13 protein-coding genes are annotated in these 13326 nt (G+C 65.5%); 8 read left to right on the plus strand and 5 right to left on the minus strand.

Going from position 1 to position 13326, the window contains the following annotated elements; genetic code table 11:
• Nucleotides 1–31 precede the first annotated feature (31 nt).
• Nucleotides 32–598, plus strand: coding sequence for an elongation factor P-like protein YeiP (yeiP, locus tag QRM89_RS03425; protein WP_011037000.1), 567 nt, complete (start codon nt 32–34; stop codon nt 596–598).
• Between the two features lies 1 nt (nt 599).
• A complete protein-coding gene (locus QRM89_RS03430; RefSeq protein ID WP_285447293.1) occupies nt 600–1001 on the plus strand; it encodes a hypothetical protein in 402 nt (133 codons plus the stop codon).
• Nucleotides 1002–1256: 255 nt separating this feature from the next.
• On the opposite strand, the gene QRM89_RS03435 is transcribed toward QRM89_RS03430, so the two are convergent.
• From QRM89_RS03435 to QRM89_RS03445, 3 genes are read right to left on the minus strand one after another with little or no spacing between them, the layout of a single operon-like run.
• Nucleotides 1257–3119 (minus strand): DUF4105 domain-containing protein, encoded by a 1863-nt coding sequence (locus QRM89_RS03435; RefSeq protein ID WP_285447294.1) that lies wholly within the window; start codon nt 3117–3119, stop codon nt 1257–1259.
• Nucleotides 3116–3409 carry a DUF2388 domain-containing protein gene (locus QRM89_RS03440; RefSeq protein WP_011036997.1) on the minus strand — a complete coding sequence of 98 codons (294 nt, stop codon included), beginning with the start codon at nt 3407–3409 and terminating at the stop codon, nt 3116–3118. Before QRM89_RS03440 ends, QRM89_RS03435 begins: the two co-directional genes overlap by 4 nt.
• A 36-nt stretch (nt 3410–3445) precedes the next feature.
• A complete protein-coding gene (locus QRM89_RS03445) occupies nt 3446–4864 on the minus strand; it encodes an FAD-binding oxidoreductase (RefSeq protein ID WP_285447295.1) in 1419 nt (472 codons plus the stop codon).
• A gap of 207 nt (nt 4865–5071) precedes the next feature.
• Between QRM89_RS03445 and serA the strand changes: the two genes are divergently transcribed.
• Nucleotides 5072–6313, plus strand: a complete 1242-nt coding sequence (gene serA, locus QRM89_RS03450; RefSeq protein ID WP_285447296.1) for a phosphoglycerate dehydrogenase — start codon at nt 5072–5074, stop codon at nt 6311–6313.
• 195 nt (nt 6314–6508) lie between these two features.
• Here the strand turns inward: serA and QRM89_RS03455 are convergent, their stop codons facing one another.
• Both QRM89_RS03455 and QRM89_RS03460 read right to left on the minus strand, forming a co-directional pair.
• Nucleotides 6509–6790 carry a hypothetical protein gene (locus QRM89_RS03455; protein WP_011036994.1) on the minus strand — a complete coding sequence of 94 codons (282 nt, stop codon included), beginning with the start codon at nt 6788–6790 and terminating at the stop codon, nt 6509–6511.
• A 106-nt stretch (nt 6791–6896) separates the two neighbouring features.
• Nucleotides 6897–7448, minus strand: coding sequence for an NUDIX hydrolase (locus QRM89_RS03460; RefSeq protein WP_285447297.1), 552 nt, complete (start codon nt 7446–7448; stop codon nt 6897–6899).
• 179 nt (nt 7449–7627) lie between these two features.
• Here QRM89_RS03460 and QRM89_RS03465 point away from each other — a divergent pair, with 179 nt between their 5' ends.
• From QRM89_RS03465 to mtnC, 5 genes are all read left to right on the plus strand, one after another.
• Nucleotides 7628–9100 carry an amino acid permease gene (locus QRM89_RS03465; RefSeq protein ID WP_076056998.1) on the plus strand — a complete coding sequence of 491 codons (1473 nt, stop codon included), beginning with the start codon at nt 7628–7630 and terminating at the stop codon, nt 9098–9100.
• A gap of 73 nt (nt 9101–9173) precedes the next feature.
• Nucleotides 9174–10604 (plus strand): amino acid permease, encoded by a 1431-nt coding sequence (locus QRM89_RS03470; RefSeq protein ID WP_014507584.1) that lies wholly within the window; start codon nt 9174–9176, stop codon nt 10602–10604.
• Nucleotides 10605–11270: 666 nt separating this feature from the next.
• Nucleotides 11271–11924: a methylthioribulose 1-phosphate dehydratase gene (locus QRM89_RS03475; RefSeq protein WP_011036990.1), complete on the plus strand. Its 654-nt coding sequence runs from the start codon at nt 11271–11273 to the stop codon at nt 11922–11924.
• Between the two features lie 33 nt (nt 11925–11957).
• Nucleotides 11958–12524, plus strand: a complete 567-nt coding sequence (locus QRM89_RS03480; protein ID WP_011036989.1) for an acireductone dioxygenase — start codon at nt 11958–11960, stop codon at nt 12522–12524.
• Nucleotides 12525–12526: 2 nt separating this feature from the next.
• Nucleotides 12527–13225, plus strand: coding sequence for an acireductone synthase (gene mtnC, locus QRM89_RS03485; RefSeq protein ID WP_114998142.1), 699 nt, complete (start codon nt 12527–12529; stop codon nt 13223–13225).
• Nucleotides 13226–13326 lie beyond the last annotated feature (101 nt).

Consider the following 13326-nt stretch of genomic DNA (forward strand, 5'->3'; position numbering starts at 1 on the left):
AATCCCCACTCCCCAATCTCCGACTTAATCCATGAAAGCTAACGACATCAAGAAAGGCAACGTCGTCGAATACAACGGCGGCATCTACCAGATCCGCGACATCGAACGCAGCTCGCCGCAGGGCCGCGGCGGCAATGTGCGGTTCCGCTTCATCATGTACAGCGTGCCGGGCGGCGCCAAGCTGGATGCCAGCTTCGATGCCGACGACAACCTGCCGGAAGTGGAACTGCTGCGCCGCCAGTCGACCTATTCGTATAAGGACGGCGAGGCCTTTGTGTTCATGGACGACGAGGACTACACCCCCTACATGCTGGACGCGGAGGTGATCGGCACCGACGCCGGCTACATCACCGATGGCCTGACCGGCATTTTCGTGCAGGTGATCGACGACCAGCCGGTCGCCGTGCAGCTGCCGCAGACGGTGACGCTGGAAGTGGTCGAAACCCCGCCAGAGCTCAAGGGCGGCACTGCCACCAAGCGCCCCAAGCCGGCCAAGCTCAACACCGGGCTGGAAATCATGGTGCCGGAATACATCACCAACGGCGAACGCGTGCTGGTCAACACCACCACCGGCGAGTTCGCCGGCCGCGCCGACTGACATGCGCAGCATCCTGTGCCTGCTCGCGCTGCTGGCGCTGGCCGCCTGCACCGCCGAGCCGGCACCGGCGCCCGCCCCTGCGGCGGCCGCCCCCGCGCCCACTGCAGTCGCCTGCACCGACCCGGTGGTGGAGGAGGAATGGCTGCAACATCCGGCTGGCCTGTGCGGCATGCCGGATGACGTGCGCAAGCTGGTGGACGACTACGACACCTGCGAGCACTTCGCCGGCGAAGAACCGTACGACGACGCGCGCCGCCGCGAAATCGAAGCGGCCGTAGAACAGTACTGCACGCCGGCACCCGCCCGGCTGGCTGCATTGATGCAGCGTTATCGCAACGATGCCGGCATCAGCGAGTGGCTGCGCAACTACGCAAAACAAGCGGATTTGCAGCCCGCGAGCTGAGCCGTGCCATGCAGATGTAGCGGCTGGCTGCGTTCTCGACGATCACGAGCCGCTTTCTCACGCTAGACGTGCTGGAAAGCGCGTCCTTCCCAGCGTCAGTTTGCACGCAGCGCAACGCGGCATCTGCGCTGTTGTCAGCGTCAACTCATTCGCAGTTGCCTAAAGACCTTCAAGTCGCGGGCGTGTTGGTGTGTTGGATGCACCCGCAATGCATGCAACGCGGCAATCAACCGACGCAAACGCCAGCGTCGCCGCTCACTTGGCAGTCACTGCTCCAGCAGCCGCAACTGCCTGCACCGGCTGTGCAAGCACACGCAATCGTGCACGCAGCCTTTCCACGTTCGCCTCACTCTGTTCCAGATCATCGCGCAGCTCGGCAGACAACTGCTGTCGGCCCAACGCCTGCAATTGCTTCCAGCCATCGGCCAGGCCGCTACTGGCCTGCGCGACCTGGGCGCGCACACGTTGCTGCTCGTCGGCCTGCGGCAATCCGTAGCCGGGGCCATCGAGAAGCGCCGCCGGGTGACTGAGCCGCGCCTGCCGGGCGAACAGGCTTTGCAGTTGATCCTGCACTGCTGCGCGCTCGGCGATGCCGGGCCGCAACAGGCGCTTGAGCGCATCGCGCGCAATCAGCTCCTGTCGCCGTAACGCGGCCTGCTCCAGCAACAATGCAGCTGCGGCTTCGCGCAAGCCGCCGCGGTCGAACCACTGCGCGCGTGCGCCAGGCGCGGCATCCAGCCATTGCGCGACACTCATCTGCGGTACCGGAATGCCGCGCCGAAGCACGTCGAACATGGCCTGGTAATGCGCAGCCGCCGATTCGAAGTAATAGCCCTGGCGTGTGGCCTGCGCGCGGTCATCCAGCACGTGCAGATCGGCAAGGCCGGCGCGCTGCAGCCGCTGGCGCACGCCGCGCGGGGTGATCGATGACACGCCGGCTTCAGCAAGACGCGGCACGCCGTCGTGCAACAACTTGTAGGTTTCCACCGCGCAGTTGTTGCTGATGAAGTAATAGCGCCCGTCGTAGCTCCAGTGCACCTGCGCGGCGCGCGTCAGCAACGCGGCGATCTCATCCGGGCGCAACGTCAGCGGCACCGACGACAGGGCACGCAATTCCACCTTGGTGTACTCGTCGATGACCTGGTTCAACGGCAGCACGAACAGCCGCGACGGATACGAGCCGGTCAGCCCGCGCCAGCCGGAGATCTGCACATCGCCGACGAAGGCACGAAACGACAGCACGCGGTGATACTGCAGATCCAACCGGCACGCCGGCCCTGGCGCACGGCCGGGCGCGCAGATCACCAGGCGCAACATGCTGTGGCCCCAGCGACTCATCGGCTGCTCGTTGCCTTCGGCAAGCAGATAGTCCACCGCATAGACCCGCGCCGGATCCAACGCCAGCAGCGACATCGCACCGGCATCGTTGTCGGCCTGCAGATACGGCAAGGTCGGCGCGCATGCTGCCGCAGCGTGCGGCGGCCCTAGCCGCTCGGAGAACCATGCCGCGAGCGCGGGACGGCGGCAGGCGTAGTCCGCATCCAGCACGTAATGCTCGAGATTGACCGCAACAAATTCGGCCGGGCTATGCCGCTCGTAGGCATCGGGACTGCGGCCGCTGAAGCGGTTTGCACCGCGCCCGACCCGCCAGGGACGCACCTGCCAACCGGCAAGATCGCGCAGGCGTGGGTCGCGCGACAACGCACTGCCCGCTCCACGGTCGCGCACGTGCGCCAATTCATGCACCAACGCCGCCATCGCCGCTCGCGTGGCCGGGGCGCTGATGTCAGTGCGTGCGCTGGCGGGCTGCATGCTCCAGGCATCCAACAGCGCATGATCGAGCAGGATGCGATTGCCGATCGCACGACCATGCACCTGCGCCGGTAAATCGCGGCGCCACTGCAATTGAATGGGTGGCGCATCGCGCTCTAGCCAGCCCGCCGGCAGGCGTTGTTCAACCTGCCGCAGCAGCGCCTGGCTGGCCGCGCGGTCGGGAGGGGTCAACTCCGACCCGACCACCGACACCTGCAGCGCGGGCGAACGCTGGGATTGGGCCTGCGCCGCCGGTGCGATCGCTGCGGCCAGCCACAGCCATGCGCACCGGCGACGACGATTCACTGCGCCAGGATGGACTGAGCCAGTTCCAGGTCGCTGGACACGCGCGCCGCATCGCTGCGACTGCGCAATTGCAGCAATGCCGCTTCAAGCCGCGCGCCGCGGATGGCGCCATCGCTGGCCACGAAACCGGCCGCATCTTCGCGTGCGTCGGCAACCACTTTGTCGTCGCCGGAACTGCTGCTGTTGGACGAACCGGCCGACGACGCACCGGCCGAGGTTCCTGCAAGGCTGGATGCGGCGGCTGCCAGCGGCAGCAAGGTCAACGCACAAAACACCAGGGAGCGCATCATCGGCGTGTCTATTCCATGTGAGGTGGTGAAGAGAGACTACCCGGCAGGCGTTGCGCTGGGCACCTCGTCCATGTCGAACAGCTTGCCTGGATTCAGCAAAAGATGGGGGTCGAGCACCTGTTTGATGCCGCGCATTAGCGCGATTTCTGCCGCCGAACGCGTGCTCCACAGGTACGGTTTCTTGACCAGGCCAATGCCGTGCTCGGCCGAGATGCTGCCGTCGAAACGCTGCAGGCTCTGCGCCAGCAACTTGGTGACCTGCTCGCAGGCAGTGATGAAATCTGCCTGGCTGGTGGCATCGGGCTTGAGCACGTTGATATGCAGGTTGCCATCGCCGATATGGCCAAACCACACCACATCGAAATGCGGGTAGGCATCGTGCAGCAGTGCCTGCGTTTCGGCCAGGAACGCAGGCATCGCCGAGATCCGCACCGACACATCGTTCTTGTAGGGCGTGTAACGCGCCAGCGCCTCGGTGATGCCTTCGCGCAGGCGCCACAGCTGCGCCGCCTGCGCATCGCTCTGGCTGATCACCCCGTCGCTCACCCAGCCCTGCTCCATGCAGGCTTCGAACGCCGCCATCGCCGCGGCTTCCTGCGCCTCATCGCCAGCGGCGAATTCGGTCACCACGTAGTACGGGTGCACCTCGGCAAACGGCGCCTGCGCGCCGTGCGCCAGCACGTGCTCCAGCGCGCGGTCGGTGAAAAATTCAAACGCTTCCAGACGCAGCTGCGCGCGAAACGCCGCGAACACCTGCATCAACACATCGAACGACGGCAGCGCCAGCAGCATTACGTTGCTTGGCGGCGGCGGGTCGGTCAGCCGCAGCGTTGCTTCGACCACGATGCCCAGCGTGCCTTCCGAGCCGATCATCAGATGCCGGAAGTCGTAACCGCTGGAATTTTTCACCAGCGCATTGTTGAGGTGCAGCAGCTCGCCGGTGCCGGTGACCACGCTGAGCCCGGCCACCCATTCGCGGGTATTGCCGTAGCGGATCACGCGGATGCCGCCGGCATTGGTGGCGATGTTGCCGCCGATCGAGCACGAACCACGGGCTGCAAAATCCACCGGATACACCAAGCCGTGCTCGCGCGCGGCGTTGTGCACCGCTTCCAGCGGCATGCCGGCCTGCACGGTGAGCGTGCGATCCACCGCATCGAAGGCCAGCGGCTTGTTCAACCGCTCCAGGCTCAGCACCAGCTCGCCATTGGCCGCGACCGCGCCACCAGACAAACCGGTACGCCCACCCGAGGGCACCACCGCCACCGCATGCGTGTTGGCCCAGCGCACCACCGCCTGCACTTCTTCCACCGACCCCGGCAGCGCGATGGCCAGCGGATTGGGCGTCCAGCGGCGCGTCCAGTCACGGCCGTAGTGCTCCAGGTCGGCCGGTTCGGTCTTCAACCGCAGCGCGGGGACGGCCTGTTGCAAGGAGAGGATGCGGGGATCGGTCATGGCACGCAGCGCGGCGGTAGGAACCCCACAGCGTGCCAGCCTGCGCTGGCCCCGTCCAGCTGCGGCGACGTGCGTACGCGCAGCGTTGGATTCAGCTGAAACCGTTGCGGCACAAGGGCTGCAGCGTCACACCGCAGGCACGGCGGGTGCCAAATCGCCCACCCCATCTGGCATAGTGGCCGGCCCGATTGCTGCAGTGCGTCCACCATGTCGCCGAAGAAAACCTCGTTTCCCAAGCAGGACATCCGCGTCCTGTTGCTGGAAGGCATCAGCCAGAGCGCCGTGGACGTGTTCCGCGCCGCCGGTTACTCGCAGATCGAGCTGCACGCCAAGTCCCTGCCCGAGGACGAACTCAAGGCGCGCATCGCCGAGGCGCACATCGTCGGCATTCGCTCGCGCACCCATTTGAGCGCCGATGTGCTGGCGCACGCCAAGCGGCTGATCGCGGTGGGCTGCTTCTGCATCGGCACCAATCAGGTCGACCTGGAGGCGGCGGAACTGGCCGGCATTCCGGTGTTCAACGCGCCCTACTCCAACACCCGCAGCGTGGCCGAGCTGGTGATCGCCGAGGCCATCCTGCTGTTGCGCGGCATCCCGCAGAAAAATGCGCAATGCCACCGCGGCGGCTGGTCCAAGTCGGCCGCCGGCAGCCACGAAACGCGCGGCAAAGTGTTGGGCATCGTTGGCTACGGGCACATCGGCACCCAGGTTGGCGTGCTGGCCGAATCGCTAGGCATGCAGGTGATCTTCCACGACATCGAAACCAAGCTGTCGCTGGGCAACGCGCGCGCGGCGATCGACCTGGACGACCTGCTGGCACGCTCGGACGTGGTGACCCTGCACGTGCCGGAGACCCCGTCCACCAAGGACATGATCGGCGCGGCAGAAATCGCCCGCATGAAGCCCGGCGCGCATCTGATCAATGCCTCGCGCGGCACCGTCATCGACATCGATGCACTGGACGCGGCGCTCACCTCCGGCCAGATCGGCGGCGCGGCCGTGGACGTGTTCCCGATCGAGCCCAAGGGCAACGGCGATGCGTTCGAATCGCCGCTGATTGCGCACGACAACGTCATTCTGACCCCGCACGTGGGCGGCAGCACGCTGGAAGCGCAGGACAATATCGGCGTGGAAGTGGCCGCCAAGCTGGTGCGCTACAGCGACAACGGCAGCACCTTGTCGGCGGTGAATTTCCCTGAAGTCACCCTGCCCGAGCACCCCGACAGCCTGCGGCTGCTGCACATCCACCGCAACGTGCCGGGCGTGCTGTCGCAGATCAACGAACTGTTCTCGCGCCACAACCTCAACATCGATGGTCAGTTTTTGCGCACCGACCCCAAGGTGGGCTATGTGGTGATCGATGTCAGCGCCAGCGAGGAGCTGGCGGGCGTGTTGAAGGACGAGCTGGGTCAGATCACCGGCACCTTGCGGACGCGGGTTCTCTACTGACGGGGATTAGGGATTCGGAAGTTGGGATCGGGAAGAGCGGCGGCGCTGGCGCGTCCTTTCTCTGACCGCTCTCTGGCTTGGATCGATTGCGGTGGCGTAGACGCGAATGCGCGGAATGCCAACAAGCGCGAAAAAGCGGATCACGCAACGTACGCTCTGGCGAATCCCCAATCCCCAATCCCGAATCCCGGCCCCTCAGGGCTGCAACTCGCCGCGCAAGCCCTCGCTCAACAGATAGTCGTCGGCCTTCAAATACCACCGCTCCGGGCCGGTGGTGACCGCCTCCATGTACAGGCCGTCGCCATCCTCGCGCGGCGGGCGCTGCAGGCTGACGATCGCCACGCCATGCGGCGGCCCGCTCAACGCCAGCAGCGCCCGTTGCACGGTACGCGCCAGTTCGGCCGAGTCCATCCGGTCGTCGACCGGGCGGAACGCCAGGCGGTAAGTGAACGAAGCAGCGGTGCGGGACATGGGCATGGACAGGCAACGGGCGCCCAAGGGTACCCAATCCCGCCATGCCCGCCCAGCCAACGGACGCTCGGCGCCCGCGCAATCCGGCCCGGCAACGCCCGTCGCCGGCGCATCAGCTGCCGCCGTGCGCCATCCACTTCTCGGCCATGCGCCGCAGCGACGGATCCAGCTCCGGCTCGGCCAGCAGCTCGTCGATCGGGCGCCACGCCAAAGCGAGCGATTCTTCGCTGACCTGGAAGGTCTCGTCGGCGCCGGCGACCACCACGTAGCGGGCGTCGTAATGCCAGTGGCCGGCCACCTCGCCACGGGCCGGGATCCAGTGCCGATCCAGGTCGAACAGCCGGCCGTCGGCCAGGGTCAGCCCGGTGAGGCCGGATTCCTCCTGTGCTTCGCGCAGTGCCACCTGAGCCAGATCGCGGTCGCCATCGGCGTGGCCGCCCAGCTGGAGCCAGCGCTGCAGCTTGCGGTGATGGGTCAGCAACGTGCGGGTGCCATCGGCACTGACCACCCACGCCGAGCCGGTGAAGTGACCTTCGACACGCTCGCGCACGAACGGATCGGTGGCATCGTCCAGGAGTTGCGCAAACTGCTCGGCCAGTGCGGCTTCGTCGGGCCAGCGGCTGCGGTACGCGGCCAGTTGCTGTTGCAGGGTCGAATCCACCATCGCTCGTCTCGGTTTCCACGCAGGGCCAGGCGGCCATTATCGCCATTCATGCTGCGTACGTGCTTGTCGCGAGCGTGTAGCTTTGGCAAGGTACGTCGCTTGCCCAACCCACCGGGGTCCGGGCGCATGACTTTCATCCGGGCGCTTGCGCCTTGCTTTGCCACTGGGGATGTCACCGAATGCTGAAGTCTTTATTGCGGGTCAAACCGATCGAGCCCGCAGGCCACGTCGATGCCGGCGAACCGTTCGAAGGCAGCCTGCAAGGCGAAGCCACCCTCAAGCGCACCCTCACAGCCAAGCACCTGATCATGCTCGGCATCGGCGCGGTGATCGGCGCCGGCATCTTTGTTTTAACCGGCCAAGCCGCGGCCAATCACGCCGGGCCGGCAGTGATGCTGTCGTTCGTATTCGCCGGCATCGCCTGCGCCTTTGCCGGTCTGTGCTACGCCGAGTTCGCGGCAATGATGCCGGTCTCCGGCAGCGCCTATTCGTATTCATATGCCACGCTCGGCGAAGGCGTCGCCTGGTTCATTGGCTGGTGCCTGGTGCTTGAGTACCTGTTTGCCGGCTCCAGCGTCGCGGTCGGTTGGTCCGCCTACCTCATCAGCTTCCTGACCGGCACGCTCGGGCTGCCGTTCCCGGCAGAACTGGCGGGCGCGCCCCTGGCCTGGGACGGCCATGGCTTTGTCAGCTCCGGCAACATCGTCAACCTGCCGGCCGTGTTGATTGTCGGCGCGGTGAGCATGCTGTGCTACGTGGGCGTGACCCAATCCGCGTTCGCCAACGCGATCGTGGTGGCGATCAAGGTGGTGGTGATCTGCCTGTTCGTCGGCTTCGGCATCGCCTACATCGATCCGGCGAACTGGCACCCCTTTATCCCGGAGAACACCGGGCCGGGGCAGTTCGGCTGGGACGGGGTGTTCCGCGCGGCCTCCATCGTGTTCTTTTCCTACATCGGGTTCGACGCGGTCTCGACCTCCGCCGGCGAGACCAAGGATCCGCAGAAAAACATGCCGATCGGCATCCTGGTGTCGCTGGCGATCTGCACCGTCATCTACATCATCGTGTGCGCGGTGTTGACCGGATTGTTGCCGTACACCCAGCTCGGCACCGCCAAGCCGGTGGCCACCGCGCTGGAAGCCCACCCGCAACTGAGCTGGCTCAAGACTGCAGTGGAGATCGGCGCGATCGCTGGCCTGTCCTCGGTGGTGCTGGTGATGCTGATGGCGCAGCCGCGCATCTTCTACACCATGGCCAAGGACGGGTTGATGCCGAAACTGTTCGGCAGGGTGCACCCGAAATTCCACACACCCTACGTCGGCACCCTGTTCGTCGGCGTGGTCGCCGCGCTGCTGGCCGGGGTGATTCCGTTGAACGTCCTGGGCGAACTGGTCTCGATGGGTACCCTGCTCGCCTTCGCCACCGTGTGCGCCGGCGTGATGGTGCTGCGCTTCACCAAGCCCGACCTGCCGCGTCCGTTCCGCGTACCGCTGGCGATGGTGATCTGCCCGCTGGGCGCAGTGGCCTGCCTGTTCCTGTTCTTCCAGGCCTTCCAGGAACACTGGAAAGTGTTCGTGGGCTGGACCGTGATCGGCCTGGTCATCTATTTCGGCTATGGCATCCACCATAGCCGTCTGGCTCGCAAGGCCTGACCCTCTCAAGACCGGCGTTCGCGCCGGTCTTCTCGTTCAACGATCGCGCGCAGCGCCAAGCCGGAACCGCTCCATGTTCAAACAACTTTGGGCCACCAAACACCCGCACGCCAGCCATGAGGCGGCCGACGGGCTGGGCCTGCAACGCGCGCTCGGTCCCTGGGGGCTGACCGCCCTGGGCATCGGCGCGGTGATCGGCGGCGGCATCTTCGTGATCACCGGCCAGGCCGCGGCCGACCATGCCGGCCCGGCGATCGTGCTGTCGTTCGTCCTCGCGGCGATCTGCTGCGCGTTCTGCGCCATGGCCTACGCCGAATTCGCGGCGATGGTGCCGGTCTCCGGCAGCGCCTACACCTATACCTACGCCACCTTCGGCGAGCTGGCGGCCTGGTTCATCGGCTGGATGCTGGTGCTGGAATACGGCGTCTCTGCCTCGGCGGTGGCGGTCAGCTGGACCGGATATTTCCTCAGTCTGCTGGAACACTTCGGCATCCATTTGCCGGCCGCCCTGGTCAGCGCACCGCTGGACGGCAAGCTGCAGCGCACCGGCGCGATCGCCAACCTGCCCGCCGCCGGCATCGTGTTGTTGCTGACCTGGCTGTGCTATGTCGGCATCCGTAAGTCGTCGGCGATGAACATGGCGATGGTGATTCTCAAGACCGGGCTGATCATCCTGGTCATTGCAGCGGGCTGGAAGTACGTGGACCCGGCCAACTGGCATCCCTTCATCCCGGCCAACGAAGCACCGGGCAAGTACGGCATGGAAGGTGTGCTGCGTGGCGCGGCGATGGTGTTCTTCGCCTACATCGGCTTCGAGGCGGTGTCGGTGGCGGCGCAGGAATCGCATCGGCCGCAACGCGATCTGCCGATCGGCATGATGCTGTCGCTGGTGATCTGCACCGTGCTCTACATCGCCATGGCTGCGGTGATGACCGGCCTGGTGCCGTTCACCCAGCTGGGCACCGATGAGCCGGTGGTGACGGCGGTGGCCGCGCATCCGCAGCTGGCCTGGTTGCGCGTGGTGGTGGAAGTAGGCGCGTTGATCGGCCTGTCGTCGGTGGTGCTGGTGATGATCATCGGGCAGCCGCGCATCTTCATGATCATTGCGCGCGATGGCTTGCTGCCGGAGGTGTTCACGCGCATCCATCCCAAGTACCGCACGCCGCACATCAATACCGTCATCACTGGCGTGGGCATCGCCATACTTGCGGCCGTCTTCCCGCTGGATGTGCTGGGCGAGCTGACCTCGATGGGCACGCTGATCGCCTTCGCCGCCGTGTGCGCGGGCGTGCTGATCCTGCGCCGCACCCATCCGGAACTGCCGCGTCCGTTCCGCATGCCGGCCGCTTGGCTGATCTGCAGCGCCGGTGTGCTCAGCTGCCTGGCCTTGCTGTCGGCCATGACGCTGCACAACTGGATGCTGATGGGGCTATGGACCCTGGTCGGGCTGGTGGTCTATTTCGGCTACGGCTATCGCCACAGCCGCCTGCGCGACGGCCGCTGAGCACGCGCGCGGGCTAGCAGAGACTGGCAAACGACTGAGGGCCCCCTAGGGGAGCGGGCGATCTGAGCCTTCGTTGCAGGGCGGCTGATTGGTGGTTCGGCCTGCAACGCTCTGATCTGCGGCTTTGCTGCAAGGACCCTTGCACGCCCACCATCGCAGGACACGCCGCGAGGGACGTCCCCGTCGGCTCTTACGCGGCATCCATGCCGCGTCATTTCCCGCGGCGCTGTGCGGACAAGGATCGGTCGAGATGGTCGGTGTGCATAGCGAAGCGCCCTATGTGATGCACGTTTTTTGATGCTGGTGCTGGTTCGACGTCCGTCACACCTGCGATAAGCGGCTTTTCCCGCGGCCACCGACCAACCGTCTGGTGCGGTGTCCTCGCCGCTTGCGGGACCGTGTGGCGGCATGGATGCCGCCACCGAGCCCCCAGGGACGGGTTCACGGCGTGTCCCGCGAGCGGTGAGGGCACCGCGCCCTCGACGGACTCAGCATTGACCCGGGCTTCTGACTGCATCTAACCAGAGCCGGCTGGTAAAACCACTGCGCTCACTGCAAGACGCACGCTCGTTACATTCCGTCAGCCATTCGCAATCCAAGCGTGGCAGGAACATCCCCTGCTGCGCTGCACCTGACCGTAATCCGGTGGGGCAGTAGAATAGGCGCATGAATGCGACCACTGCCCCCCTGCCCTATAGCGCCGCCCGTTTGCACGAGCTGGCGCAGTTGCTGATCGGCAATATCCGTGAGCTGGCCCAGGCCGGCTGGACGCCCGCCACCAGCAGTAATTTTTCCCATCGCCTGGACGAGCAGCACGCGGCCATCACCGTCTCCGGACGCGACAAGGGCCGCCTGGTCGAAGAAGACATCATGGTGGTGGACTTCGATGGCCAGCCCGTGGGACGCCCGTTGCGCCCTTCTGCCGAAACCCTGCTGCACACCCAGTTGTATCGCCGGTTCCCGGAGATCGGCTGCGTGTTGCACACGCATTCGCCGGTGCAGACGATTGCTTCCCGCCTGTATGCAGGCAGCGGCGTGATCCGCCTGGAAGGCTACGAACTGCTCAAGGCCTTCGAAGGCAATACCACTCACGAAACCGCGGTGGACGTGCCGGTGTTCGCCAACACCCAGGACATGCAGGTGCTGGCCGCGCAGGTCGAGGCCTTGCTGGACAAACAGAGCATGTGGGGGTATCTCATCGAAGGACACGGCCTGTATGCCTGGGGCCGCAACATGGCCGAGGCACGCCGTCATCTGGAGGCATTCGAATTCCTGCTGCATTGCGAACTCGAGCTGCTCAAGCTGCGCAGTCCGCGCTAAGCCCTCCCCGCCCCACGTGTGAGCCAGACCGCCATGAGCCGACTGCGTATTTTTGCCGATTCCAACCCGACCACCCCGCACTTCGACAGCCGCGACGGTGAGCAGATCGCCACCGAGCTGCGCAAGATTGGTGTCACCTTCGAGCGCTGGCACGCCAGCCAGCCGGTCGAACCGGGTGCATCGCCCGAACAGGTGATGGCCGCCTACCGCGCCGACATCGATCGCATCAGCGCCGAGCGCGGCTTCAAGACCGTGGATGTGGTGAGCATTGCGCCAGACAACCCCAAGCGCGAAGAAATGCGTGCCAAGTTCCTGGATGAGCACTTCCACAAGGAAGACGAGGTGCGCTTCTTCGTGGCCGGCTCCGGGTTGTTCACGCTGCACGTGGACGCGCAGGTCTACGAGATCGAATGCGTCAAAGATGATCTGATTGCGGTGCCGGACAGCACGTTGCATTGGTTCGACATGGGCCCGGAGCCGCACTTCGTGGCGATCCGCTTCTTCACCGAGCCGGACGGTTGGGTCGGCCACTTCACCGGCACCGAAATCGCCAAACAATTCCCCCGCTACGCCCCCGAGAAACCTCCAAAGGCCAGCTGACGATGACACGACCGCAAGCGATCCTCACCGATATCGAAGGCACCACCAGCAGCATCTCTTTCGTCAAGGACGTGCTGTTCCCGTATGCGCGCCGCGCCATGCCCGCTTACGTGCGCGAGCACGGCGGGCACCCGCAGGTGCGGCACTGGCTCAATCAGGTGGCCGACGAGATCGGCGAAGACGTGCCGGATGAGGTGCTGATCACCACCTTGCAGACCTGGATCGACGAAGACCGCAAGCACACCGCGCTCAAGGCCTTGCAAGGCATGATCTGGGAAGACGGCTATCGCACCGCCGATTTCAGCGCGCATATCTATGCAGACGCGGCGATCCAGCTGCAGGCCTGGCATGCCGAAGGCATTCCGTTGTACGTGTATTCGTCCGGTTCGGTGCCGGCGCAGAAGCTGTTCTTCGCGCATAGCGATGCCGGCGACCTGAGCGGCCTGGTGACCGACTGGTTCGACACCGAGGTAGGTCCCAAGCGCGAGAGTTCCAGCTACCGCCGCATCGCCGAACGCATCGGCGTGCCGGCGCCGGAGATCCTGTTCCTGTCGGACGTGATCGAGGAACTGGATGCCGCCAAGCGCGCCGGCATGCGCACCGCGCTGCTCGACCGCCTGGACGATTACCCCACGCCGCGTTCTGCCGACGATGTGGGCAGCCATCAGCGCGTGGAAAGCTTCACGCAGTTGGTGCTGTAACAGGCCACGCGCCATCGATTCGGTTGATGGCGCGGTTTTGTTGGCGTAGGGCGGCACTGTGGTGCGCGGAAGCTGGGACGACCTTGCGCCTGTTGATCACC

Origin of the sequence: Xanthomonas sp. LMC-A-07, assembly GCF_030208825.1 — a bacterium.
In the GTDB taxonomy this organism is placed as follows: Bacteria; Pseudomonadota; Gammaproteobacteria; order Xanthomonadales; family Xanthomonadaceae; genus Xanthomonas; species Xanthomonas campestris.

Bases quoted from the DNA above. Each gene is read 5' to 3' on its own strand.
- mtnC (WP_114998142.1), top strand. From the start codon at position 12,527: ATGACACGACCGCAAGCGATCCTCACCGATATCGAAGGCACCACCAGC.
- serA (WP_285447296.1), top strand. From the start codon at position 5,072: ATGTCGCCGAAGAAAACCTCGTTTCCCAAGCAGGACATCCGCGTCCTG.
- QRM89_RS03455 (WP_011036994.1), bottom strand. From the start codon at position 6,790: ATGCCCATGTCCCGCACCGCTGCTTCGTTCACTTACCGCCTGGCGTTC.
- QRM89_RS03460 (WP_285447297.1), bottom strand. From the start codon at position 7,448: ATGGTGGATTCGACCCTGCAACAGCAACTGGCCGCGTACCGCAGCCGC.
- QRM89_RS03445 (WP_285447295.1), bottom strand. From the start codon at position 4,864: ATGACCGATCCCCGCATCCTCTCCTTGCAACAGGCCGTCCCCGCGCTG.
- QRM89_RS03475 (WP_011036990.1), top strand. From the start codon at position 11,271: ATGAATGCGACCACTGCCCCCCTGCCCTATAGCGCCGCCCGTTTGCAC.
- QRM89_RS03465 (WP_076056998.1), top strand. From the start codon at position 7,628: ATGCTGAAGTCTTTATTGCGGGTCAAACCGATCGAGCCCGCAGGCCAC.
- QRM89_RS03430 (WP_285447293.1), top strand. From the start codon at position 600: ATGCGCAGCATCCTGTGCCTGCTCGCGCTGCTGGCGCTGGCCGCCTGC.
- QRM89_RS03480 (WP_011036989.1), top strand. From the start codon at position 11,958: ATGAGCCGACTGCGTATTTTTGCCGATTCCAACCCGACCACCCCGCAC.
- yeiP (WP_011037000.1), top strand. From the start codon at position 32: ATGAAAGCTAACGACATCAAGAAAGGCAACGTCGTCGAATACAACGGC.
- QRM89_RS03470 (WP_014507584.1), top strand. From the start codon at position 9,174: ATGTTCAAACAACTTTGGGCCACCAAACACCCGCACGCCAGCCATGAG.
- QRM89_RS03440 (WP_011036997.1), bottom strand. From the start codon at position 3,409: ATGATGCGCTCCCTGGTGTTTTGTGCGTTGACCTTGCTGCCGCTGGCA.